At 75.2% G+C, this 21,735-nt stretch carries 19 protein-coding genes and 1 pseudogene; 17 read left to right on the top strand and 3 right to left on the bottom strand.

What is annotated here, in order from left to right; genetic code table 11:
* Positions 1-762 (bottom strand): annotated as a pseudogene (locus AB0B02_RS28760) (hypothetical protein); the annotation flags it as partial.
* Between the two features lie 57 nt (positions 763-819).
* Here AB0B02_RS28760 and AB0B02_RS28765 point away from each other — a divergent pair.
* Together AB0B02_RS28765 and AB0B02_RS28770 are read left to right on the top strand one after the other, a co-directional pair.
* Complete coding sequence (locus AB0B02_RS28765) at positions 820-1,782, top strand: Replicase polyprotein 1ab (RefSeq protein WP_357305660.1); 963 nt, start codon at positions 820-822, stop codon at positions 1,780-1,782.
* A gap of 35 nt (positions 1,783-1,817) precedes the next feature.
* Positions 1,818-2,864 carry an HAD-IIA family hydrolase gene (locus AB0B02_RS28770; RefSeq protein ID WP_357305663.1) on the top strand — a complete coding sequence of 349 codons (1,047 nt, stop codon included), beginning with the start codon at positions 1,818-1,820 and terminating at the stop codon, positions 2,862-2,864.
* Positions 2,865-2,914: 50 nt separating this feature from the next.
* Here the strand turns inward: AB0B02_RS28770 and AB0B02_RS28775 are convergent, their stop codons facing one another.
* On the bottom strand, positions 2,915-3,250 hold the full coding sequence (locus tag AB0B02_RS28775; protein WP_281939827.1) for an SCP2 sterol-binding domain-containing protein: 336 nt from the start codon (positions 3,248-3,250) through the stop codon (positions 2,915-2,917).
* 112 nt (positions 3,251-3,362) lie between these two features.
* Here AB0B02_RS28775 and AB0B02_RS28780 point away from each other — a divergent pair, with 112 nt between their 5' ends.
* The 13 genes from AB0B02_RS28780 to AB0B02_RS28840 all read left to right on the top strand — a co-directional run bounded on the left by AB0B02_RS28780 (position 3,363) and on the right by AB0B02_RS28840 (position 18,923).
* Positions 3,363-3,971 (top strand): hypothetical protein, encoded by a 609-nt coding sequence (locus AB0B02_RS28780; protein WP_357305524.1) that lies wholly within the window; start codon positions 3,363-3,365, stop codon positions 3,969-3,971.
* Positions 3,968-4,198 carry a hypothetical protein gene (locus AB0B02_RS28785; protein ID WP_107160780.1) on the top strand — a complete coding sequence of 77 codons (231 nt, stop codon included), beginning with the start codon at positions 3,968-3,970 and terminating at the stop codon, positions 4,196-4,198. The genes AB0B02_RS28780 and AB0B02_RS28785 overlap by 4 nt, the downstream gene beginning before the upstream one ends.
* Positions 4,199-4,221: 23 nt before the next feature.
* The gene (locus AB0B02_RS28790) at positions 4,222-5,070 is read left to right on the top strand and encodes a TlyA family RNA methyltransferase (RefSeq protein WP_357305527.1); all 849 of its coding nucleotides are present in this window, start codon (positions 4,222-4,224) and stop codon (positions 5,068-5,070) included.
* Positions 5,067-5,951, top strand: a complete 885-nt coding sequence (locus tag AB0B02_RS28795) for an NAD kinase (RefSeq protein ID WP_281939834.1) — start codon at positions 5,067-5,069, stop codon at positions 5,949-5,951. Before AB0B02_RS28790 ends, AB0B02_RS28795 begins: the two co-directional genes overlap by 4 nt.
* A gap of 469 nt (positions 5,952-6,420) precedes the next feature.
* Positions 6,421-8,178 carry a DNA repair protein RecN gene (gene recN, locus AB0B02_RS28800; protein ID WP_281939836.1) on the top strand — a complete coding sequence of 586 codons (1,758 nt, stop codon included), beginning with the start codon at positions 6,421-6,423 and terminating at the stop codon, positions 8,176-8,178.
* Between the two features lie 118 nt (positions 8,179-8,296).
* Entirely contained in the window at positions 8,297-9,475 is a 1,179-nt protein-coding gene (steA, locus tag AB0B02_RS28805; protein ID WP_107160788.1) for a putative cytokinetic ring protein SteA, read from the top strand.
* Between the two features lie 28 nt (positions 9,476-9,503).
* The gene (locus AB0B02_RS28810) at positions 9,504-10,445 is read left to right on the top strand and encodes a copper transporter (RefSeq protein WP_357305532.1); all 942 of its coding nucleotides are present in this window, start codon (positions 9,504-9,506) and stop codon (positions 10,443-10,445) included.
* A gap of 61 nt (positions 10,446-10,506) precedes the next feature.
* Positions 10,507-11,370, top strand: coding sequence for a hypothetical protein (locus AB0B02_RS28815; RefSeq protein ID WP_357305535.1), 864 nt, complete (start codon positions 10,507-10,509; stop codon positions 11,368-11,370).
* Between the two features lies 1 nt (position 11,371).
* On the top strand, positions 11,372-13,060 hold the full coding sequence (locus AB0B02_RS28820) for a lipid II flippase MurJ (RefSeq protein WP_357305538.1): 1,689 nt from the start codon (positions 11,372-11,374) through the stop codon (positions 13,058-13,060).
* Positions 13,057-14,190 (top strand): glycosyltransferase family 4 protein, encoded by a 1,134-nt coding sequence (locus AB0B02_RS28825; RefSeq protein ID WP_357305541.1) that lies wholly within the window; start codon positions 13,057-13,059, stop codon positions 14,188-14,190. Before AB0B02_RS28820 ends, AB0B02_RS28825 begins: the two co-directional genes overlap by 4 nt.
* Positions 14,190-16,421: a hypothetical protein gene (locus AB0B02_RS28830; RefSeq protein ID WP_357305544.1), complete on the top strand. Its 2,232-nt coding sequence runs from the start codon at positions 14,190-14,192 to the stop codon at positions 16,419-16,421. The genes AB0B02_RS28825 and AB0B02_RS28830 overlap by 1 nt, the downstream gene beginning before the upstream one ends.
* A 154-nt stretch (positions 16,422-16,575) precedes the next feature.
* Positions 16,576-18,321, top strand: a complete 1,746-nt coding sequence (locus AB0B02_RS28835; protein ID WP_357305547.1) for a CTP synthase — start codon at positions 16,576-16,578, stop codon at positions 18,319-18,321.
* Entirely contained in the window at positions 18,318-18,923 is a 606-nt protein-coding gene (locus AB0B02_RS28840; RefSeq protein ID WP_357305550.1) for an NUDIX hydrolase, read from the top strand. The genes AB0B02_RS28835 and AB0B02_RS28840 overlap by 4 nt, the downstream gene beginning before the upstream one ends.
* A 62-nt stretch (positions 18,924-18,985) precedes the next feature.
* Here AB0B02_RS28840 and AB0B02_RS28845 read toward each other — a convergent pair whose 3' ends face one another.
* Complete coding sequence (locus AB0B02_RS28845) at positions 18,986-19,357, bottom strand: TM2 domain-containing protein (protein ID WP_357305552.1); 372 nt, start codon at positions 19,355-19,357, stop codon at positions 18,986-18,988.
* Positions 19,358-19,527: 170 nt separating this feature from the next.
* Here AB0B02_RS28845 and ald point away from each other — a divergent pair, with 170 nt between their 5' ends.
* Positions 19,528-20,643 carry an alanine dehydrogenase gene (ald, locus tag AB0B02_RS28850; RefSeq protein WP_281939851.1) on the top strand — a complete coding sequence of 372 codons (1,116 nt, stop codon included), beginning with the start codon at positions 19,528-19,530 and terminating at the stop codon, positions 20,641-20,643.
* The gene (locus AB0B02_RS28855; RefSeq protein ID WP_281942621.1) at positions 20,640-21,629 is read left to right on the top strand and encodes a site-specific tyrosine recombinase XerD; all 990 of its coding nucleotides are present in this window, start codon (positions 20,640-20,642) and stop codon (positions 21,627-21,629) included. Before ald ends, AB0B02_RS28855 begins: the two co-directional genes overlap by 4 nt.
* The last annotated feature ends 106 nt before the right edge of the window (positions 21,630-21,735 follow it).

A 21,735-nucleotide genomic window follows, 5' to 3' on the forward strand; every position in this document is an offset into this window, starting at 1 on the left:
GGCGAGCGTCGTGAGGGCGGCTTCCGCCGTGACGATCGTGCCGGCGGTACCTCCGGTGGCGACCGCCGCGAGAGCGGTTTCCGCGGTGGGGACCGTCGCGAGGGTGGCTTCCGTGGTGGTGACCGTGAGGGTGGTTTCCGGGGCGGCGAGCGTCGTGAGGGCGGCTTCCGCCGTGACGATCGTGCCGGCGGTACCTCCGGTGGCGACCGCCGCGAGAGCGGTTTCCGCGGTGGGGACCGTGGCGAGGGTGGCTTCCGTGGTGGTGACCGTGAGGGTGGTTTCCGGGGCGGCGAGCGCTCCGGTGGTTTCCGAGGTGGGGACCGTGACGGTGGTTTCCGGGGCGGGGACCGCCGTGAGGGCGGTTTCCGTCGAGACGACCGTTCCGGTGGTGCGCCGAGCGGCGAGCGTCGTGAGGGTGGCTTCCGCCGCGACGACCGTGCCGGCGGCTTCGGCGGTGGCGAGCGTCGCGAGGGTGGCTTCCGCCGTGACGACCGTGGGGGTGACCGCCGTGAGGGCGGTTACCGCGGTGGGCGTACCGAGCGGGACGGGGAGCGCCGTGGCTACGGCGACCGGCCGGACCGGGACGACCGTCGGCCGGGCAGCTTCGGCCCGCAGCGCGAGCGTCAGGACGAGCGGGGCGAGGGACGTACCGGAGAGGCGCCGGAGCTGCCGGACGACGTGGTCGCGAGCGACCTCGACTCGACCGTACGGGCGGAGCTTCTCTCGCTCGCCAAGCCGGTGGCGGAGACCGTCGCCCGGCACCTGGTCGCGACCGGCCTGCTGATCGACGAGGACCCGACGCTGGCGCTGGCGCACGCGATGGCGGCCCGACGGCTGGCCTCGCGGATCGCCGCGGTGCGTGAGGCGGTCGGGCTGGCCGCGTACCACTCGGGGGAGTGGCAGACGGCCATCGCCGAGCTGCGGACGTACCACCGGATGACCGGCCTGCAGAGCCACCTCGCGGTGCTGGCCGACTGTGAGCGGGCGCTGGGCCGGCCGGAGCGGGCGATCGACCTGTTCCGTGGGGCGGATCAGGCCAAGCTCGACCAGGCCGTCGCCATCGAGCTGCTGATCGTGGCCGCCGGCGCGCGTGGCGACCTGGGCCAGAAGGACGCGGCCGTGGCGATGCTCCAGGTCCGCGAGCTGACCGCCGAGTCGGCCGAGCCGTGGGCGGCCCGGCTGCGCTACGCGTACGCGGACGCGCTGCTCGCGGTGGGTCGGCGCGAGGAGGCGCGCGAGTGGTTCTCCCGCGCCTCCGACATCGACTCCGACGGTGAGACCGACGCCGCCGAGCGGCTGCTGGAGCTCGACGGCGTGGTCATCGAGGGCGACGACGAGGACGACGAGTCGGACGACGGTCCGACCGGCGCCGACTCCTCGGCCACGCACGGCGACTCCGACGACGAGGACGACCTCGACGAGGACGAAGACGAAGACGATGAGGACGTCCTCGACGAGGACGACGAAGACGGCGACGTCCTCGACGAGGACGAAGAGGACGACGACGAAGACGACGACCTCGACCGGGACGGTGACGAGGACGACGACCTCGACGAGGACGCCGGCCCGAACGGCGACCGCGCCGACACGTCCGGTGCGGGCGACGCGGCTCGGGCCGGGTACCGGGACCGCGACGCCGCCGACCTGAACGACGACGAGCTGACCGACGACGAGGCCGGCTCGCTCGCCGCCACCGACGACGCCCCCGCCGACCAGGCGGAGAACCGGCCGACGGCCGGCGGGCACGCGCCGGGCGGGGACGAGGCGGCGGAGCGCCGGTGAGCGGGCACGCCGGGGACACCGACACCGGTGCCGGGGTGGAGCCGGCTCGTGCCGACCGCGCCGGGGCGGACGGGCGGCTGGTCGACGGGTACGCCCTGGTGGTCTTCGACCTGGACGGGGTCATCTACCTGATCGACCGGCCCATTCCCGGGGCAGTCGAGGCGGTCGGCCGGCTGCGGGCCGAGGGGCGGGCGGTCGCGTACGCGACGAACAACGCCTCGCGCCGGTCCAGCGAGGTGGCCGACCTGCTCACCGGCATGGGTGTGCCGGCCGAGCCGGTGGAGGTGCTGACCTCCGCGGCCGCCACCGCCGAGCTGCTCCGGGACCGGTTGCCGGCCGGCGCGCCGGTGCTGGTGGTCGGCGCGGAGGCGCTACGGGCGGAACTGCGTGCGGTGGGCCTGCGGCCGGTGTCGACGGTCGACGAGGAGCCGGCCGCCGTGGCCCAGGGCTACGGTCCGCAGGTCGGTTGGTCCGAGCTGGCCGAGGCGTCCCTGGCGGTGCGGGCGGGCGCGCCCTGGTACGCCACGAACACCGACCGCACGCTGCCCAGCCCGCGTGGGCCGTTGCCCGGGAACGGCTCCCTGGTGGCGGTGCTGCGTACCGCGCTGGGCCGGGATCCCGACGTGGTGGTGGGAAAGCCGGAACCGGCGCTGTTCGCCACCGCCGCGCGCCGCGCCGGATCCGGGCGCACGCTCGTGGTGGGCGACCGGCTGGACACCGACATCGAGGGGGCCCGCCGGGCCGGGCTGGACAGCCTGCTGGTGCTGACCGGGGTGAGCGACGCGGCCGAGTTGCTGGCGGCGCCCGAGTCGCGCCGGCCGGCGTACGTCTCCTTCGACCTGGCGGGGCTCTTCGACGCGGCGGCCGTGGTGGCGGTGCCCGGCCGACCCGGGACCGGCGGCTGGTCGGTGACGGCGACCGACGGGGAGCTGGTTCTCGACGGCGCGGGACGGCCGTTGGACGCGCTCGCGGCGCTCTGCGCGGTGGCCTGGGCGACGGCGGCCGACCCGCGGGTGCGGGCCGCGTCCCCGGCGGCGGCGGAGGCGCTCGCCGCGTTCGGGCTCGACCGCGTCGACGGCTGAGCCGGGCGACCGGGGCCCCGCTGCGGGCGAGCGCCCGGCGACGGCGTCGGTCAGAGCAGTTTGCGGAGTTTCATCAGGTCGAACGGGTTCGCCTTGACGGAGACCCGGCGGGACGCCACCGCCGACATGATGTCGAGCTTGCCGTGCACCAGGGCGATCAGGTCGTCGCCGGCGATGCTCAGCGCGATCTTGGCCTTCGGGTCGTCGCCGTCGGTCAGCCCGACCAGCCGGCCGCCTTCCAGCCGACCGTGGAACGCGGTGCCGAGGTCGGTGATCCGGCAGGCCAGGGTGCGGTCGAGATCGATCCTGCCCTGCGCCTCGGCGTGCCGGTCCAGCCGGTCGGCCAGGTCCTGCAACGCCTGGCGGCATTCGTCCACGCTGGCCACATCGTCTCCTCACCATGAGCCATGCCGTTCCCCGGCACCGTACCGCAATGGTTCGTCCCCGGTGCCCGGTAGCGTGGCACCTGCACACCTCGCCCCGTGGAAGGACTCAGGCATGCAGGACGCGTGGCGCGCCTACCTCTCGCTGGCCATGGGCCTGACGGAGGCGCCCCGGAAGAAGGCGCAGGACGCGGTGATGCGCGTCGTCGGTCAGGGCGGCGCGACGGCCGGTCAGCTCCAGTCGCTGGCCGAGGAACTGGTCGCCACCGGCCTGGCGAACCGGGAGGCGCTGACCAAACTGGTCCGCTTCGAGGTCGACCGGGCGCTGGGCGCGGTCGGGCTGGCCACCGCCGACGAGGTCGCCGAGCTGACCCGGCGCGTGCACGACCTGGAACGGCAGTTGCGCGAGGCGCGCACGCCCGTCGAGCCGACGACCACGTCCGCATCGGCTTCGCCCGCACCAGACTCGACCGCATCAGAGCCGACCGCTTCGGCGTCGAGCGGGACCGAGCCGGCCGCGGCCACGCCGACTGCGGCCACGCCTGCCGCGGCCGGGCCGGGCGGGACCACGGCGAACAAGGCGGTCGCGAAGAAGGCGGTGGCCAGGAAGGCGGTCGCGCGCAAGCCCGCGGCCACGGTGGCGCGCACACCGGCCGACGAGTCGCCGGCCGCGTCCGCCCGGCCGGCGCGGAAGGCCACCGGCCGTCGGGCGGACGGCTCGTGAGCGCGCCGTTCCGGCCCGGTCCGCCGCCGGGTCCACGGCCCGGTCCGCCCCCGGGGGTACGCTCCGCGCCGGTCGAGGAGGTCGGCGAGGCGCGGCACCCGGCGGTGGACGCCGCGGTGCGCGGCATGGCGAACGCGGAGGCGCTCGCCCCGGCGGACCAGATCGCCCAGTACGAGGCGGCGTACGAGACGCTGCGCGAGACCCTGGCCGGCATCGACCAGGCCTGAGCAGAGGCGGAGAACGGACACCGATGGCTCGTCGTACCCGACTGGACGCCGAACTCGTCCGCCGCGGTCTGGCCCGCTCCCGGGAGCAGGCCGCCGCGCTGGTGGAGGCCGGTCGCGTCCAGTTGCGCGGGGTGCCGGCCCGCAAGCCCGCCGCCATGGTCGACCCGGCCGATCCGCTGCTTGTCACCGGCGAGGACCCGGCCGAGGAGTACGTCTCCCGGGGCGGCCACAAGCTGGCCGGCGCGCTGGCCGCGTTCGCGCCGGGCGGGCTGGTGGTGACCGGCCGGCGCTGCCTGGACGCGGGCGCCTCCACCGGCGGCTTCACCGACGTGCTGCTGCGCGCCGGCGCGGCCGAGGTGGTGGCCGTGGACGTCGGCTACGGGCAGCTCGCCTGGCCGCTGCGCACCGACGAGCGGGTCCGGGTCCTCGAGCGCACCAATGTGCGTACCCTCACGCCGGAGACGATCGGCGGTCCGGTCGACCTGACGGTGGCCGACCTGTCGTTCATCTCGCTGCGTCTGGTGCTGCCGGCGCTGGCCGGCTGCACCGGGCCCGACGGCGACCTGGCGCTGATGGTCAAGCCGCAGTTCGAGGTGGGCAAGGAGCGGGTGGGCGCCGGCGGTGTGGTGCGGGACCCGGCGCTGCGCGCCGAGGCGGTGCTCGACGTGGCCGCCGCCGCCGCGCGACTCAATCTCGGCCTGGCCGACGTGGCGGCCAGCCCGCTGCCCGGGCCGAGCGGCAACGTCGAGTTCTTCGTATGGTTGCGCCGGGACGCGCCCGCCGCCGACCCCGACCGGGTACGCGCGGTGGTGGCCGCGGGTCCGCAGGGAGCCGCCGCGACGGCGGCCACGACCGAGGAGGTGTCCGGGTGAGTCGCACCGCGCTGCTGGTGACGCACACCGGCCGTCGACGCAGCACCGAGCACGCCCGGGCGGTCGCCGCCGACCTGATCGCGAACGGGTTCGAGGTCCGGGTGGTGGCCGAGGAGGCCGACGACCTCGACCTGCCGGGCGTGGTGCCGGTGACCGGTCCGGAGGCGGCCGAGGGCGCGGAGATCGTGTTCGCGCTGGGCGGGGACGGCACGTTCCTGCGCGCCGCCGAGTTGGCCCGTCCGGCCAAGGCGCCGCTGCTCGGCATCAACCTCGGCAAGGTCGGCTTCCTGGCCGAGGCGGAGATGAACGACCTGGACGCCGCGGTGCGGGACGTGGTCGCGCGTAACTACACGGTGGACGAGCGGTTGACCCTCGACGTGACCGCCGAGTTCGACGGCGGGCCGACCATCGAGTCGTGGGCGCTCAACGAGATCAGCGTGGAGAAGGGCGAGCGGGCCCAGATGCTGGAGCTGCTCGTCGACGTCGACGGTCGGCCGCTGTCCCGGTACGGGTGCGACGGCGTGGTCTGCGCGACCCCGACCGGCTCCACCGCGTACGCGTTCTCCGGCGGCGGGCCGGTGGTCTGGCCCGAGGTGGAGGCGCTGTTGCTGGTGCCGATCAGCGCGCACGCGTTGTTCAGCCGCCCACTGGTCACGGCGCCGACCTCCACGTTCGTCATCACCGTCGATCCGTTCACCACGCTCGCGGTGCTCTGCTGCGACGGCCGGCGGGTCTACGACCTGCCACCCGGCGCCCGGGTCACGGTGCGTCGGGGCGCGTTGCCGGTGCGCATCGTGCGTTTGCGGGACCGCCCGTTCACCGATCGGCTGGTGGCCAAGTTCGACCTGCCCGTGCAGGGCTGGCGCGGCAACCGCCGCTGATCGACGGCTCAGCTTCGGTGCCCGGTGGGCCGCGGCGCGTTACGGTGGGCGGGACGGGCCGCGTCGAGGTGAGTCCGGGCGCGGCGGTGAGGCCCGCCGACTCGGAGGTGGCGTGGCCCGACGGGTCGCGGGTTCGGCCAGGGGGTGGTCGGAGCCGCGACGGTCGGGGTGCCGGAGCGCCGTGGCCGGCCGCGGCGGGCGGACCGGCACGTCCGGCCCGGTCGGGTGTCGACCCCGGTCGGGCCGACAGGTCGTTGAGCCGCCGCCGGAGGAAGCGGCGGCGCACGAGCTGGCCGACGCCCGGCGCCCCGACTCCACACCCACCCCCCATTGCCGAGCGCGCTGTTTCCCGGAACGAGTGGCTATCCGGCGCCGGACAGCCACTCGTTCCGGGAAAGCGCAGAGCGACCGTCGCCGGTCACCGTGCCGGCTGGTCAACTGTCACCCGGCGGGGCTACTGTCGGGTGCTGTGCTGGAAGAGCTGCGCATCACCGGACTAGGCGTCATCGAGGACACCACGCTGCCGCTGGCCGGGGGGATGAACGTCATCACCGGCGAGACCGGTGCCGGCAAGACCATGGTGGTGACCGGCCTCGGCCTGCTCTTCGGCGGCCGGGCCGACGCCGGTCGGGTGCGGGCGCAGCCGGGCCGCGCGGTGGTGGAGGGGCGGTTGCGGCTGCGCGGCCGGGTGGCCGAGGCGGTGCACGCCCGCATCATCGACGCCGGCGGCGAGCCCGACGAGGACGGCTCACTGCTGCTCAGCCGCACCGTCACGATCGAGGGGCGCTCGCGGGCCCACCTGGGCGGGCGCAGCATGCCGGTGGCGACGCTCGGCGAGGTCGGCGAGCAGGCGCTGGCGGTGCACGGCCAGTCCGACCAGCTGCGCCTGCTGCGTCCGGCCGAGCAGCGCGCCGCGCTCGACCGGTTCGCCGGCGCCGAGCACGAGAAGCTGCTGGACGCGCTGCGCGAGACGTACGCGCGGTGGCGGGCGGTGGTCGACGACCTAGCCGACCGGCGGCGCAACGCCCGGGAGCGCAACCAGGAGGCCGACCTGCTCCGGCTCGGCCTCGACGAGATCACCCGGGTCGACCCGCAGCCGGGGGAGGACGACGAGCTGAAGGCGGAGGCGCAGCGGCTGGAGCACGCCGAGGGGCTGCGCACCGCGGCGCAGGTGGCGCAGCAGTGCGTGGCCGGCGGTGTGGAGGCGACCGACGACACGCCCGACGTGGCCGTGCTGCTCGGCACCGCCCGCCGCACGCTGGAGGCGCAGGCCGGCACCGACCCGGCGCTCGGTGAGCTGGCGGCCCGGCTGGAGGAGGTCGCCACGCTGGTCACCGACGTGGCCGCCGAGCTGTCCACCTACCTGACCGCGCTGGACGCCGATCCGGCCCGGCTCGAGACGATCTACGAGCGACGGGCCGCGCTGCGCGGGCTCACCCGCAAGTACGCCGACGACGTGGACGGCGTGGTGGCCTGGGCCGAGCGGGCCCGCGTCCGGCTGTCCGAACTGGACACCTCCGACGAGCTGCTGGACGAACTGGACCGGGAGGCGGCCCGCCTCGCCGGTGAGGTGGCCGACCTCGCCGGTCGGGTCTCCGCCTCCCGGCAGGAGGCCGCCGGTCGCTTCGCCGAGCAGGTCACCGTCGAGCTGGCCGGGCTGGCCATGCCGCACGCCCGGATCGAGGTGGCGGTGCTGCCGCGGGCGGCCGGGCGGTCCGAGCCGAGCCTGCCGGTCAACGGCGTCGAGGCGGGCGTCGGCGCAGACGGCGCCGACGAGGTCGAGCTGCGGCTGTTGGCGCATCCCGGCGCGCCGTCGTTGCCGTTGCAGCGGGGCGCCTCCGGCGGTGAGCTGTCCCGGGTGATGCTCGCCATCGAGGTGGTCTTCGCCGGTTCCGGCGGTCCGCCCACGCTGGTCTTCGACGAGGTCGACGCCGGTGTCGGCGGGCAGGCCGCGGTGGAGATCGGCCGGCGGCTGGCCCGGTTGGCGCGCAGCCACCAGGTGCTCGTGGTGACCCACCTGCCCCAGGTGGCCGCGTTCGCGGACCGGCACCTGGTGGTGGCGAAGGACACCGGGGGCGCGGTGACCACCAGCGGCGTCCGCGTGGTGGAGGACACCGAGCGGGCCCGGGAGCTGGCCCGGATGCTCGCCGGTTTGCCGGACTCCGATCTGGGTATCGCCCACGCCGAGGAACTCCTGGCCGTGGCGGCCAAGGAACGGCGTCCGTGATACCCCGATTGTGAGCGCAAGCACACCGGGGCGCGTCCCGGTGTGCTTCCCTGGGTAGGCGGCCCTGCTCAGGCATGTCGCGACAGCAGAACCTGCCCCACATGCCAGGATGGTCACGATGCGTCTACCCACACTGCGCCGGACCCGGAACGCGGAACCGGGCTCGATCCTCGGCACCGCGCGCCTCGACCGCCGGACGAAACGGCTGGTCGGCCGCCTGCGTCCGGGTGACATCGCGGTCATCGACCACGTCGACCTGGACCGGGTGGCGGCCGACTCGCTCGTCGCGGTCGGCGTGGCCGCGGTGCTGAACGCCAAGCCGTCGGTGTCCGGGCGCTATCCCAACCTCGGCCCCGAGGTGCTGGTCTCGGCCGGCATCCCGCTCCTGGACGATCTCGGCGAGGGCGTCTTCGAGCAGGTTCGCGAGGGCGATCTGGTGCGCATCGAGGGCAACACCGTCTTCGTGGGCACGGAGCCGGTCGCGCACGGCGCGCTCCAGGACGCGGAGACGGTCGGCAAGTCGATGGCCGACGCCCGGGAGGGCCTGTCGGTGCAGTTGGAGGCGTTCGCCGCCAACACGATGGACTACCTCCGGCAGGAACGCGACCTGCTGCTCGACGGCGTCGGTGTGCCGGAGATCCAGACCCAGATGCAGGGCCGGCACTGCCTGATCGTGGTCCGGGGCTACGACTACAAGGCCGACCTGGACGTGCTGCGGCCCTACATCCGCGAGTTCAAGCCGGTGCTGATCGGCGTGGACGGCGGGGCCGACGCGCTGGTCGAGGCCGGCTACACCCCCGACATGATCATCGGCGACATGGACTCGGTCACCGACGACGTGCTGCGCTGCGGCGCCGAGGTGATCGTGCACGCCTACCCGGACGGGCGGGCCCCCGGGCTGGCCCGGGTCAACGGCCTGGGCGTGCCCGCGATCACGTTCCCGGCGGCGGCCACCAGCGAGGACCTGGCCATGCTGCTGGCCGACGAGAAGGGCGCCTCGCTGCTGGTGGCCGTCGGCACCCACGCCACCCTGGTGGAGTTCCTCGACAAGGGCCGCGGCGGCATGGCGTCGACGTTCCTCACCCGGCTGAAGGTGGGCGGCAAGCTGGTCGACGCCAAGGGCGTCAGCCGGCTCTACCGGCAGAGCATCTCCGGATCCTCGCTGCTGCTGCTGGTCCTCTCCGCGGTCGCCGCGATGGCCTCCGCGGTGGCCGTCTCCACCGTCGGGAAGGCGTATTTGGGCGTGGTCTCCGAATGGTGGGACAATTTCGTGTTCCAGCTCGGCCAGCTCTTCTAGCTCCCCCGACGATCAAGAGGCTGCAAGCGTGATCAACTTCCGCTACCACGTGGTGTCCCTGACCGCGGTCTTCCTCGCGCTGGCGATCGGCCTGGTGGTCGGCACAGCCGCCCTCAACGGCCCGGTGGCCGACTCGCTCCGGGAGAACGTCAACGGCCTGCGCAAGGACAACTCGCTGATGCGTCAGTCGGTCAACGACATGCAGAAGCAGCTGGAGACCGAGGAGGACTTCGTCGGCGAGATGGCCCCGCTGGTCCTGACCGGCAAGCTGGCCGGCCGGCGGGTGGTGGTGCTGACGCTGCCCAGCGGCCGGGACCAGACCGAGGGCGTGGTGAAGATGCTCCGCAGCGCCGGCGCGGACGTCACCGGCCGGGTCACCGTGCAGGACAAGTTCGTCAACCCGGACAGCAACAACAACCTGCTGGAGCTGGCCGTCACCGCCGCCCGCCCGAACAGCGCCCCCACCGCCAACCTGCCCGGCAACGGGCACGGCGTGGAGACCTCCAGCGCGTTGCTGGCCAACGTCCTGCTGGAGCGCCCGGCGGGCAGTCCGACGGTCGGCGAGGCCGACCGGCGCAGCGTGCTCCAGAAGTACGCGGAGGCCGGCTACCTCACCCCGGAGGACCGGATCACCGGCCCCGCCGAGGCGGTGGTGCTGGTCACCGGCCAGCCGTACGTGGACAAGGACTCGGCGAAGAAGGACGAGTCGGTGGTGAAGGTCGCCGAGCAGTTCGACCGCGCCGGCGCGGTCGTGGTCGCCGGCATGGGCTCGACCGGCGGCAACCTGGTGGCCGTGGTCCGTGGCGACCCGGTGCTGTCGCAGACCATCTCCACCGTCGACAACGCCAACACCGTGCAGGGACAGCTGGTCACCAGCCTCGCCCTGGCCGAGCAGCTCACCGGGAAGAAGGCCGGCCAGTACGGCGTGGGCGACAACGCCGCCTCCCGGCTGCCTAAACTGCCCGAGTGATCGCGCCCGGGCCGTCCGGTCCGTGCCGCGCCGCGTGGGAGATCCGGATCGGAGGGGTCGCGTGAGACTGGGTCGGCTGCTGACCGTGGGCGCGGGGGTGCTGGCCGCCCGCTACGCGCTTCGGGAGGTGCGCACGTCACCGAGCGCGCCGGCGCTGGAGCGCACCAACTACCGGGGCCGCACGGTGACCCTGGCCGCCGGCCCGGCCCTGGCCGTGGGCGCCGCCACCGCGGGCGCGCTCGGCGCCGGCAGCGCGCCGGCCGGCGCCGCCGCGCTGCTGGCCGGCGTCGGCGCGGGCGCGGTCGGGCTCTACGACGACGTGGTCGGCGCGCGCCCGGAGCAGAAGGCCGCCAAGGGCTTCGCCGGTCACCTCGCCGCGCTGCGCGAGGGCCGGGTCACCGCCGGGCTGGTCAAGGTCGCCGGGGTGGGCGCCGCCGGGCTCGGCGCCGCGGCGCTGCTCGCCGCCGACCGGCGGGTCGCCGCCCATCCGCGCCGCCAGCGGGCCGGCGCGTTCGGCCGCGGGGTCGACGTGCTGCTCGGCGCCGGCGTGGTGGCCGGCACCGCCAACCTGGTCAACCTGCTCGACCTGCGCCCCGGCCGGGCGCTGAAGTCCGGCCTGCTGCTCGGCGCGCCGCTGTCCACCGGCCCGCACGGCGGCATCGCGGCCGGCGCGCTCGGCGCCGCCGCCGGCCTGCTGCGCGACGACCTGGGCGAGCGGGTGATGGTCGGCGACAGCGGCGCCAACGCGCTCGGCGCGCTGCTCGGCGTGAGCCTCGCCGCGCGTACCGGGCCGCTCGGGCGGGCCGGGGTGCTGGCCGTGCTCGCCGCGCTCACCGCCGCCAGCGAGAAGGTCAGCTTCACCCAGGTGATCCACCGGACACCGGGGTTGCGGCACCTCGACGAGCTGGGCCGGCTCGCCGACTGACGTGACGAAACCGGCACCCCTCGCCGCCGTCGGCCGTGTCGCCGGGGCGGCTGCCCTCATCGCCGTGCTCACCGTGGTCAGCCGGCTCGCCGGCTTCGGTCGCACCGCGGTGTTCACCTGGACGCTCGCCCCCACCGACCTCGGTGGCGCCTACCTGGTGGCGAACTACGTCCCGAACGTCATCTTCGAGATCGTCGCCGGTGGGGCGCTGGCCAGTCTGGTCGTACCGCTGCTGGCCGGCGCCGTCGCCGCGGGTGACCGGCGGGCGGTGGCCGCCACCACCGGGGCGCTGCTGACCTGGACGCTGAGCCTGCTGGTCCCGCTGGCGGTGCTGGTGGCGCTGCTCGCCGAGCCGCTGACCGGCCTGCTCGGGCACGGCCTGGACCCGGTCCAGCAGGCGGCCGGGGCGCGGATGCTGCGGGTCTTCGCGCCCCAGTTGCCGCTCTACGGCGTCGGCATCGTGCTCACCGGGGTGCTCCAGGCACACCGCCGGTTCGCCTGGCCGGTGCTCGCGCCGCTGCTGTCCAGCGTCACCGTCATCGCGGTCTACCTCGCCTTCACCGCCGCCGAGGGGCGGCGGGCCGGCATCGGCGAGGTGGGCCGCGGCGGGGAACTGCTGCTCTCCGGCGGCACCACGCTCGGCGTGGTGGTGCTCTCGCTGTCCCTGCTGATCCCGCTGCGCCGCCTGCGGCTGCGACCCCGTTGGGGCTACCGCTTCCCGGTCGACGCCCGGGCCCGGGTCGGTGGCCTGGTGGCCGCCGGGGTGGTCACCGTGACCGCCCAGCAGATCGCCCTGGTCGTCACGCTCAACCAGGTCACCTACGGCCGGGTCGCCGACGTCGGGGTCTACAACCTGGCCCAGACCGTCTACTTCCTGCCCTGGTCGGTGCTGGCGGTGCCGCTCGCGGTGGCCGCGTACCCGACGCTGGTGGCGGCCCGGGCCGGCGGCGACGAACGCGCCTACCGGGACACCCTCGCCCCGGCCGCGCGCGGGGTGGTGCTGTTCAGCCTGCTCGGCGCCGCCGCGCTCGCCGGCACCGCGATCCCGGTCGGGCACTTCTTCTTCCCCGACCCGGTGGACGCGCGGACCGCCGCGGCCGGCATCGCCGGCTTCGCCCCCGGCCTGCTCGGCTACGGCCTGTTCGCGGTGCTCACCCGGGCGCTCTACGCGCGCGGCGAGACCCGCTCGGCCACGGTCGCCACCGCGCTCGGCTGGCTGAGTGTGCCCGCCCTGGCGGTCCTGGCCGGCCAGGCGTTGCCGCTGGCCGACCGGGTGCCGGCGGTGACGCTTGCCACTTCCGCCGGCATGCTGCTGCTCGGCGCGCTGCTGGTCGCCGCCGTACGGCGCGCCGCCGGCCCGCAGGCGCTGGCCGGCATCGGCCGGGCCGGCGTGGCCGGGCTGCTGGCCGCCGCGGTCGCCGCCGCGGGTGGGGTGGCCACCGCCCGCTGGCTGGAGCGGCTGGGGGACGGGACCCCGACGACGCTCGCGGCCCTCGCGCAGGGCATGCTGTCCGGGGTCGTGGTGGGCGTCCTGTTCCTCGCCGTCGCCTGGCTGACCGACGCCCGCGACCTGCGGCCGCTGCTCGCGGCCGTGACCCGCCGGCTGCGTCGCCGGCGACCGGCCGACGACCCGCCGGCGGACCAGCACCCCGGCGAGCGGGGCGACGGAAAGGAGATCGTTTCCTCATGACGGACGCCTCGCCGGCACCGCGCTGGCCCGGGTCGGTCGCGCTGGTGCTCGCCTCCAGCACCGGCGGGGTGGGGCAGCACGTCCGCTCGGTCGCCCGCGGGCTGACCGGGGCCGGCGCGTCGGTGCTGGTCTGCGGACCGGCCGCCACCCAACAGCAGTTCGACTTCACTCAGACGGGCGCCCGGTTCACGCCGGTGGAGATCCCGGCCAGCCCCACCCCCGGGGACGCGCGCGCGGTCGGCGCGCTGCGCCGGGCGCTGGCGGAGACGCCCGTCGACGTGGTGCACGCGCACGGCCTGCGCGCCGGCCTGGTGGCCGCGCTCGCCCGGCCCACCGTCCCGCTGGTGGTCACCTGGCACAACGCGGTGCTCGCCGGCGGGTTGCGCGGCGCGGCGTCCCGGCTGGTGGAGCGCGTCGTCGCCCGTTCCGTACGGGTCGCGCTGGGCGCCTCCGCCGACCTGGTCGAGCGGGCCGCCGCGCTGGGCGCCGCCGACGCCCGGCTGGCGCCGGTCGCCGCGCCGACGCTGCCCCCGCCGGGACGCCGTCGCGCCGCGGTGCGGGCCGAGTTCGGCGTCACCGCCGACCGCCCGCTGATCCTGTCGGTGGGCCGGCTGCACCCGCAGAAGCGGTACGACGTGCTGATCGACGCCGCCGCCCGGTGGCGGACCCGGGTCCCCGCCCCGGTGGTGGTGATCGCCGGCAGCGGACCCGCCTACCTGCCGCTGGCGGCGCGGATCTCGGCCGCCCGGGCACCGGTGACCCTGCTCGGGCACCGCACGGACGTGGCGGACCTGCTGGCCGGCGCCGACCTGGCGGTGGTCACCAGCGACTGGGAGGCCCGCCAACTGTTCGCGCAGGAGGCGCTGCGTGCCGGTGTGCCGCTGGTGGCGACCGCGGTCGGTGGCCTGCCGGAGCTGGTCGGCGACGCGGCGGTGCTGGTCCCGGCCGGCGACGTGGACGCGGTCGACGCGGCGGTGCGGGAACTGCTCGACGACGCGGCCCGCCGCGCCGACCTGGGCCGCCGGGGCGCGGCCCGCGCCGCGACCTGGCCCACCGAGGCGGACACCGTGGCCTCGCTCGCCGACCTGTACGCCGAGCTGACGCCGCAGCATTCCCCGGAGAACCGCTGATGCTGCGCAGACTGACCCCGGTGCTGCTGACTTTGGTGGTGGTGGCCCTGGGCATCACCGCGTTGGCCGCCCGACCGGACGACGGCGGGCCCCGGCGCAGCGCCGACTTCGTGGTGCTGGTCGGCGCGGCGGGCCTGCGCTGGGACGACGTGGATCCGCGGAACACGCCGACGCTGTGGCGGATGGCCGAGCAGGGCGCGATCGGTTCCCTCTCGGTGCGTTCCGCGCACCGCCCCACCTGCCCGGTGGACGGCTGGTTGACGCTCGGCGCGGGCAACTTCGCGGCCTGGAACGGCAGCCGCCCCGGCGGCTGCCCGGCCACCGGGGTGACCGTCGAGCAGCCCGACGGGATCGGCGCGAACCTGCCCGACCAGCCGGGCGTCGTCGCCCACAACCAGGAGAAGCTCGCCTGGGGCGCGGTGCCGGGCGCGCTGGCCGAGTCGGTGCGCTGTTCGGTGGCGGTCGGGCCGGGCGCGGCGGTGGCCGCCGCCCGCCCGTTCGGCCGCGTCGACAGGTACGAGCCGGCGCTGCCCGACGACCCGGCGGAGCTGCTCGGCTCCTGCGTGCTGAGCATCGTCGACGTGGGCACGGTCGACGACGACGACCCGGCCGTCCGGGCCGCGCAGGCGCGCCAGGCCGACGCCCGGCTCGCCCGGGTGCTCGCCGCCCGGCCGCCGCGCTCGCTGGTGCTGGTGGCCGGCGTCTCCGACACCGACACGCCGGCGCGGCTGCACGTCGCCGTCGCGGACGGTCCCGGCTGGGACGGTGGCTGGCTGACGTCGCCGAGCACCGCCCGGGCCGGCTACCTGCAACTGGTCGACCTGGCCCCGACCGCGCTCGCCGCGCTCGGCCGCCCGATGCCGGAGCGGTTGTTCCTCGGCCGGCCCGCGGTGACCGTCGACGACCGGCCGGACGACCTGCCGGAGGCGATCACGGCGCCGGCCGACGCCGACCGGGAGGCGGCGGCCCAACGCCGGGTCGCCGGCTGGTTCTTCACGCTGCTCGCCGCCGCCCAGATGGCGCTCGCGGTGGCGGTGCTGCCGCTGCTGCGGCGGGCCCGCCGCCTCGCCGGGCCGCACGGGCCGGAGCCGGTGTCCCGGCGGGTGGTCGCGGTGGTGGAGCTGCTGCTGGTCGCCGCCGCGTTGGCGGTGCCGGCGGCGCTGCTGGCCGACGCGGTGCCCTGGTGGCGCGGGACCCACGCGGGCTGGTGGTTCGCCTCGGTGACCGCCCTGCTCATCGTCGGCGGCACGGCGCTGGTCCGGTTCGCTCCCGGGCACGACCGCACGCTCGGGCCGCTCGGCGCGGTGGCCGGGCTGGCCACGCTGGTGGTCGGCGTGGACGTGCTGACCGGTTCCCGGCTGCAACTCAACGGCGTGGTGGGTTACTCCGCGCTGGAGGGCGGCCGGTACGCCGGCCTGGGCACGGTCGGTCTGGGCGTGTTCGTCGCCGGGTCGCTGCTCTGCGGGGGCTGGCTGGCCCAGCGGGTCCGCCGTACCTGGCGGCCGACCGTGATGGTGGCCGTGGCCGGCACCGCGGTGGTGATCGTGGGCAGCCCCTACCTGGGCGCGGACTCGATCGGCGCGATCGCCCTCACCGCCGGGGTGAGCGTGGCCGCGGCGATCTGCGGCGGTGGCTGGCTGACCGTCAGCCGCCTCGCCTGGGCCACCATGGCCGGGCTGGCCGTCACCATCGGCTTCGCGCTCGTCGACCTGGGCCGGCCGGCGGCCGAGCGGGGCAGCCTGGGTCGTTTCCTGGCGGCGCTCGGGGACGGCACCGGCGGCCTGACCGTGCACCGGTCCAGCACCTCGAACTTCCAGACGCTTGTGAACAGCCCGCTGACCGTGCTGGCCCTGGCCGGGGCCGCGCTGGTCTGGCTGGCGCTGCTCCAGCCGTGGGGCGGGCTGATGCGGCTGTTCGGCATCTATCCGGCGATCCGGGCGGCGATGGCCGGCACCGGGGTGGCCGCCGGGCTCGGCGGCGTGCTGGGCGGCTCCGCGCTGGACGTGGCCGGCGCGGCCGGCGCGCTGGTGGTGCCGATGGCGGCGTTGGCCGCGCTGCGGGTGCTCGACCACTCCACCGACCGCACGCTGCCGGACAGCGGCCGGCCTGGGGGAGAGGGCGGCGCGGCGTCGTCGGACGGATCCGGTCCGGGTGGCGCGGGCCCGGCGGGTCCGGGGGCGACCGCGGTGGCCACGGCGCCGGGGGCAGCCACCCCCGCACACCGGAGTTGATCACGGGCGACGGGGCCCCACGTGCGCCGACAGCGGGTGCGACGCCGGCTCACGGTCCGGATGGTGTTACCGTGGAATCCCGTGGATCGCGTGATCACTTGTCTGATCGGCACGGCGGTTCGCACGACCGCTACGGACGACACGGGAGCAGGCCTTGGCCCCTTCAGCACGGACGACCAGGCACATTTTCGTCACCGGGGGAGTCGCCTCCTCGCTGGGCAAGGGCCTCACCGCCTCCAGCCTCGGCAACCTGCTGACCGCGCGCGGGCTGCGCGTGGTGATGCAGAAGCTCGACCCGTACCTGAACGTCGATCCCGGCACGATGAACCCGTTCCAGCACGGCGAGGTGTTCATCACCGAGGACGGGGCGGAGACCGACCTCGACGTCGGCCACTACGAGCGGTTCCTCGACCGTGACCTCTCCGGCAAGGCGAACGTCACCACCGGGCAGATCTACTCGGCGGTGATCGCCAAGGAACGGCGCGGGGAATACCTCGGCGACACGGTCCAGGTCATCCCGCACATCACCAACGAGATCAAGGCCCGGATCCTCGGCATGGCCGACCCGGACGCCGACGGTCAGGTCCCCGACGTGGTGATCACCGAGGTCGGCGGCACGGTCGGCGACATCGAGTCGCTGCCGTTCCTGGAGTCGATCCGCCAGATCCGGCACGACCTGGGCCGGGACAACTGCTTCTACCTGCACGTGTCGCTGGTGCCCTACCTGGCGCCGTCGGGCGAGCTGAAGACCAAGCCGACCCAGCACTCGGTGGCGCAACTGCGCAGCATCGGCATCCAGCCCGACGCGCTGGTGCTGCGCTGCGACCGGGAGATCCCGGACAAGGTCAAGGAGAAGCTCTCGCTCTACTGCGACGTGGACCGGGAGGCGGTCACCGCCGCCCCGGACGCGCCGAGCATCTACGACATCCCGAAGGTGCTGCACCGCGAGGGCCTGGACGCGTACGTTGTGCGCCGGCTCGGCCTGTCGTTCCGCGACGTCGACTGGACCCGCTGGGACGACCTGCTGGAGCGGGTGCACCAGCCGCGCCACACCATCACCGTGGCGCTCGTCGGCAAGTACGTCGACCTGCCCGACGCGTACCTGTCGGTGAGCGAGGCGATCCGGGCGGCCGGGTTCGGCCACCGCGCCCGGGTGCAGCTCAAGTGGGTGCCGAGCGACGAGTGCGTCACCCCGGCCGGCGCCGCCGCCGCGCTGGCCGGCGTGGACGGCATCGTGATCCCCGGCGGGTTCGGGGTGCGTGGCATCGAGGGCAAGGTGGGCACCGCCCGGTACGCCCGGGAGAACGGTGTTCCGCTGCTCGGCCTCTGCCTCGGCCTCCAGTGCATGACCATCGAGGTGGCCCGCCACCTGGCCGGTCTGGACGGGGCGAACTCGCTGGAGTTCGACGAGGAGGCCGTACACCCGGTCATCGCCACCATGGCCGACCAGGAGGACATCGTGGCCGGCCGCGGCGACCTGGGCGGCACCATGCGGCTCGGGGCGTACCCGGCGACGCTGGCCGAGGGGTCGATCGTCGCCCAGGCGTACGGCAGCACCGAGGTCAGCGAGCGGCACCGGCACCGGTACGAGGTGAACAACGCCTACCGCGACCAGCTCACCAAGGCGGGCCTGACCATCTCCGGCACCTCGCCGGACGGCCGGCTGGTCGAGTTCGTCGAGCTGGACCGGGAACTGCACCCGTTCTTCGTGGCCACCCAGGCGCACCCGGAGCTGAAGAGCCGCCCGACCCGCCCGCACCCGCTGTTCGCCGCGTTCGTGGACGCCGCGGTCGCGTACTCCGAGTCCGACCAGCTCCCGGTCGACCTGGACGGCCCGGCGGACGCCGCCGCGGCGAAGAAGGCCGGCCGCAACGGTGGCACGAAGGCGGCGGCGAAGTGAGCGGCGTCGAGCACCGGTACGAGGTGACCGCGCGCCGGGACGTCTGGTCCGGCCGGATCTTCTCGGTGGTCAGCGACGACGTGACCATGCCCGGCGGCGGCACCGCGGCCCGCGACTACGTCCGGCACGTGGGCGCGGTGGCGGTGGTGGCGCTCGACGACGCCGGTCAGGTGGTGCTGATCCGCCAGTACCGGCACCCGGTCGGCCGGCACCTGTGGGAGCTGCCCGCCGGGCTGATGGACGTCAGCGGCGAGGATCTGGCCGCCGCGGCGGCGCGGGAGCTGGCCGAGGAGGCCGACCTGACCGCGGGGCGCGTCGACGTGCTCGTGGACCTGCACAGCTCGCCCGGTTTCTCGGACGAGGTGGTGCGCGTCTTCCTGGCCCGTGACCTCGCCGACGTGCCGGCGGCACAGCGGCACGACCGCCGCGAGGAGGAGGCCGACCTCCAGGTGGTCCGGGTCGACCTCGACGAGGCGGTCCGGATGGTCCTGGCCGGGGAGATCACCAACGCGGCCTGCGTGGCCGGGCTGCTGGCCGCCGCCCGGGCCCGGGAGACCGGCTTCACCGAGCTGCGTCGCCCGCAGGCGCCGCTGCCGCGCTGATCGGAACTGACGACGAAGGGGCCGCGCGGCAGACGCCGCACGGCCCCTTTCCGGTTCGCCGCTCAGTCGCGCAGCGGGCGGCCCTGGCCGTCGACGCCGCCGTTGACCAGGATCAGGATGCCGTCGACGAGGCCCCAGATCGCGCCGAAGCCACAGGTCACGAGTGTGACCACGAGCTGGATGACGCCGGTCTTGGTGTCGCCCATGTAGAACCGGCCGATGCCGAAGCCGCCGAGGAGGATCTGGAGGATGCCCGCGACGACCTTGCTCTTGTCCGAGACGCCGTACGGGTGCTGCTGGTAAGGAGTGGTCATGAGCGGACACCATAGTGATCCACTCGCGTTCCGCGCGCGCCGGCACCCCACCGGTGGGAAGATATCTACCGAAGTCTGTCCTGTCGGCTGATGGCGTCTCCACCGGCCAGCCCGGTCCATGCCTGACACTCCGTCAGCACCACCGGGCACCAGATGTCACAGTGTCGGCGTCCCCGCGCCGTCCGCGCGCCTAGACTGCCGCCGGCGGGACCTGACCGCGTCGGCAACGGAGCCGTCGCGGCGCCGCGCTGTCGGGGGTGAGCCGCGCCCCGGAGGAAGGTGTCTGCATCGTGAAGGTCGGAATCCCCCGCGAGGTCAAGAACCACGAGTACCGGGTGGCGATCACGCCGGCGGGCGTCAACGAGTTCACCCGCCACGGTCACGAGGTCTTCGTCGAGGCGGGCGCCGGGGTCGGCTCCAGCATCACCGACGAGGAGTTCGCCGCCGCCGGCGCGAAGATCCTGGCCACCGCCGACGAGGTCTGGGACACCGCCGAGCTGGTACTCAAGGTCAAGGAGCCGATCGCCGAGGAGTACCCCCGCATGCGCGAGGGGCAGGTGCTCTTCACCTACCTGCACCTGGCCGCCTCCCGTGAGTGCACCGACGCGCTCGTGGACCGCAAGGTCACCGGCATCGCGTACGAGACGGTCGAGCTGCCGGACCGGTCGCTGCCGCTGCTCGCCCCGATGTCCGAGGTGGCCGGCCGGCTCGCCCCGCAGGTCGGCGCGTTCTACATGATGCGTACCGGCGGCGGTCGGGGCGTGCTGCCCGGCGGCGTCTCCGGTGTGTACGCGGCCAAGACCGTGGTCATCGGCGCCGGCGTGTCCGGCCTGAACGCCGCCGCCATCGCGCTGGGCCTCCAGTCCGAGGTGCTGCTGCTGGACAAGAACGTGGCCCGGCTGCGTTCCGCCGACGCCATCTACCGGGGCCACCTGCAGACCGTGGCCTCCAACGCGTACGAGATCGAGCGGGCCGTGCTCGACGCGGACCTGGTCATCGGCGCGGTGCTGGTGCCCGGCGCGAAGGCCCCGAAGCTGATCTCCAACGAGCTGGTCTCCCGGATGAAGCCGGGCAGCGTGCTCGTCGACATCGCCATCGACCAGGGTGGCTGCTTCGAGGACTCGCGCCCCACCACGCACGCCGACCCGGTCTACAAGGTGCACGACTCGATCTTCTACTGCGTGGCGAACATGCCCGGCGCGGTGCCGAACACCAGCACCTACGCGCTGACCAACGTCACCCTGCCGTACGCGCTCGAACTGGCCAACCAGGGCTGGCGCAAGGCGCTGCGCGGCGACCCGGCGCTGGCGCTGGGCCTGAACACCCACGACGGCCGGGTCGTCTACGGCCCGGTCGCCGAGGCGCACGGCATGGACGTGCTGCCGCTGGCCGAGGTGCTGAGCTGACCGACCCCGAGGCGCACCGGGCCGGCGCGACACCCGCGCCGGCCCTGCGCCGCGCGGTCCGGAGCTACCTGGACCACCTCACCGTCGAGCGTGGCCTGTCCGGGAACACGCTCGCCTCGTACCGCCGGGACCTGGACCGCTACCTCGACACGCTGGCCGCCGCCGGGGTGACCGACCTGGCCGCCGCCGGTCCGGGCGAGGTCGAGTCCCACCTGGCCCGGCTGCGGGCCGGCGACGACGACCACCCGCCGCTCGCCGTCTCGTCCACCGCCCGCGCCGCCAGCGCGGTACGCGGCCTGCACCGCTTCGCGCTGCGCGAGGGCCTGGCCGGCGCCGACCCCGGCCGCGACGTCCGCCCGCCGACCCCGCCGCGCCGGCTGCCCCGGGCGCTGCCGCTCGACGCCGTGCTCCGGCTGATCGACGCCGCCGGCCCGGCGACCGCCACCGGCGACGACGCGCCCCGCGCGCTGCGCGACCGGGCGCTGCTGGAATTCCTGTACGGCACCGGCGCGCGCGTCTCCGAGGCGGTCGGCGCGGTCGTCGACGACCTCGACCTGGACGCCGGCGCCGTGCTGCTGCGCGGCAAGGGCGGCAAGGCGCGCCTCGTGCCGGTCGGCGGGTACGCCGCCGACGCGGTGCGCGCCTGGCTGACCCGGGGCCGACCGGCGCTGCTCGCCGCCGGGCGGGGCACCCCGGCGCTGTTCGTCAACGCCCGGGGCGGGCCGCTCACCCGGCAGGGCGCCTGGGGTGTGCTGCGCGCCGCCGCCGACCGGGCCGGCCTGCCGGTCGACGGGCCGGACGCGGTCTCCCCGCACACGCTGCGCCACTCGTACGCCACCCACCTGCTCGACGGCGGCGCGGACGTGCGCGTGGTGCAGGAACTGCTCGGCCACGCGTCGGTGACCACCACCCAGGTGTACACGTTGGTCACCGTGGAACGGCTGCGCGAGGTGTACGCCACCGCGCATCCGCGCGCCATCGGGTGAGCGCGAGGAGTGAGCCGGGGTTGCGAGCCCCGCAGTCGCGAACGGAAGGTGGCTCCGCGTGAGCGCGAGGAGTGAGCCGGGGTTGCGAGCCCCGCAGTCGCGAACA

This window comes from Micromonospora sp. NPDC049240 (assembly GCF_040647835.1).
Lineage (GTDB): Bacteria > Actinomycetota > Actinomycetes > Mycobacteriales > Micromonosporaceae > Micromonospora.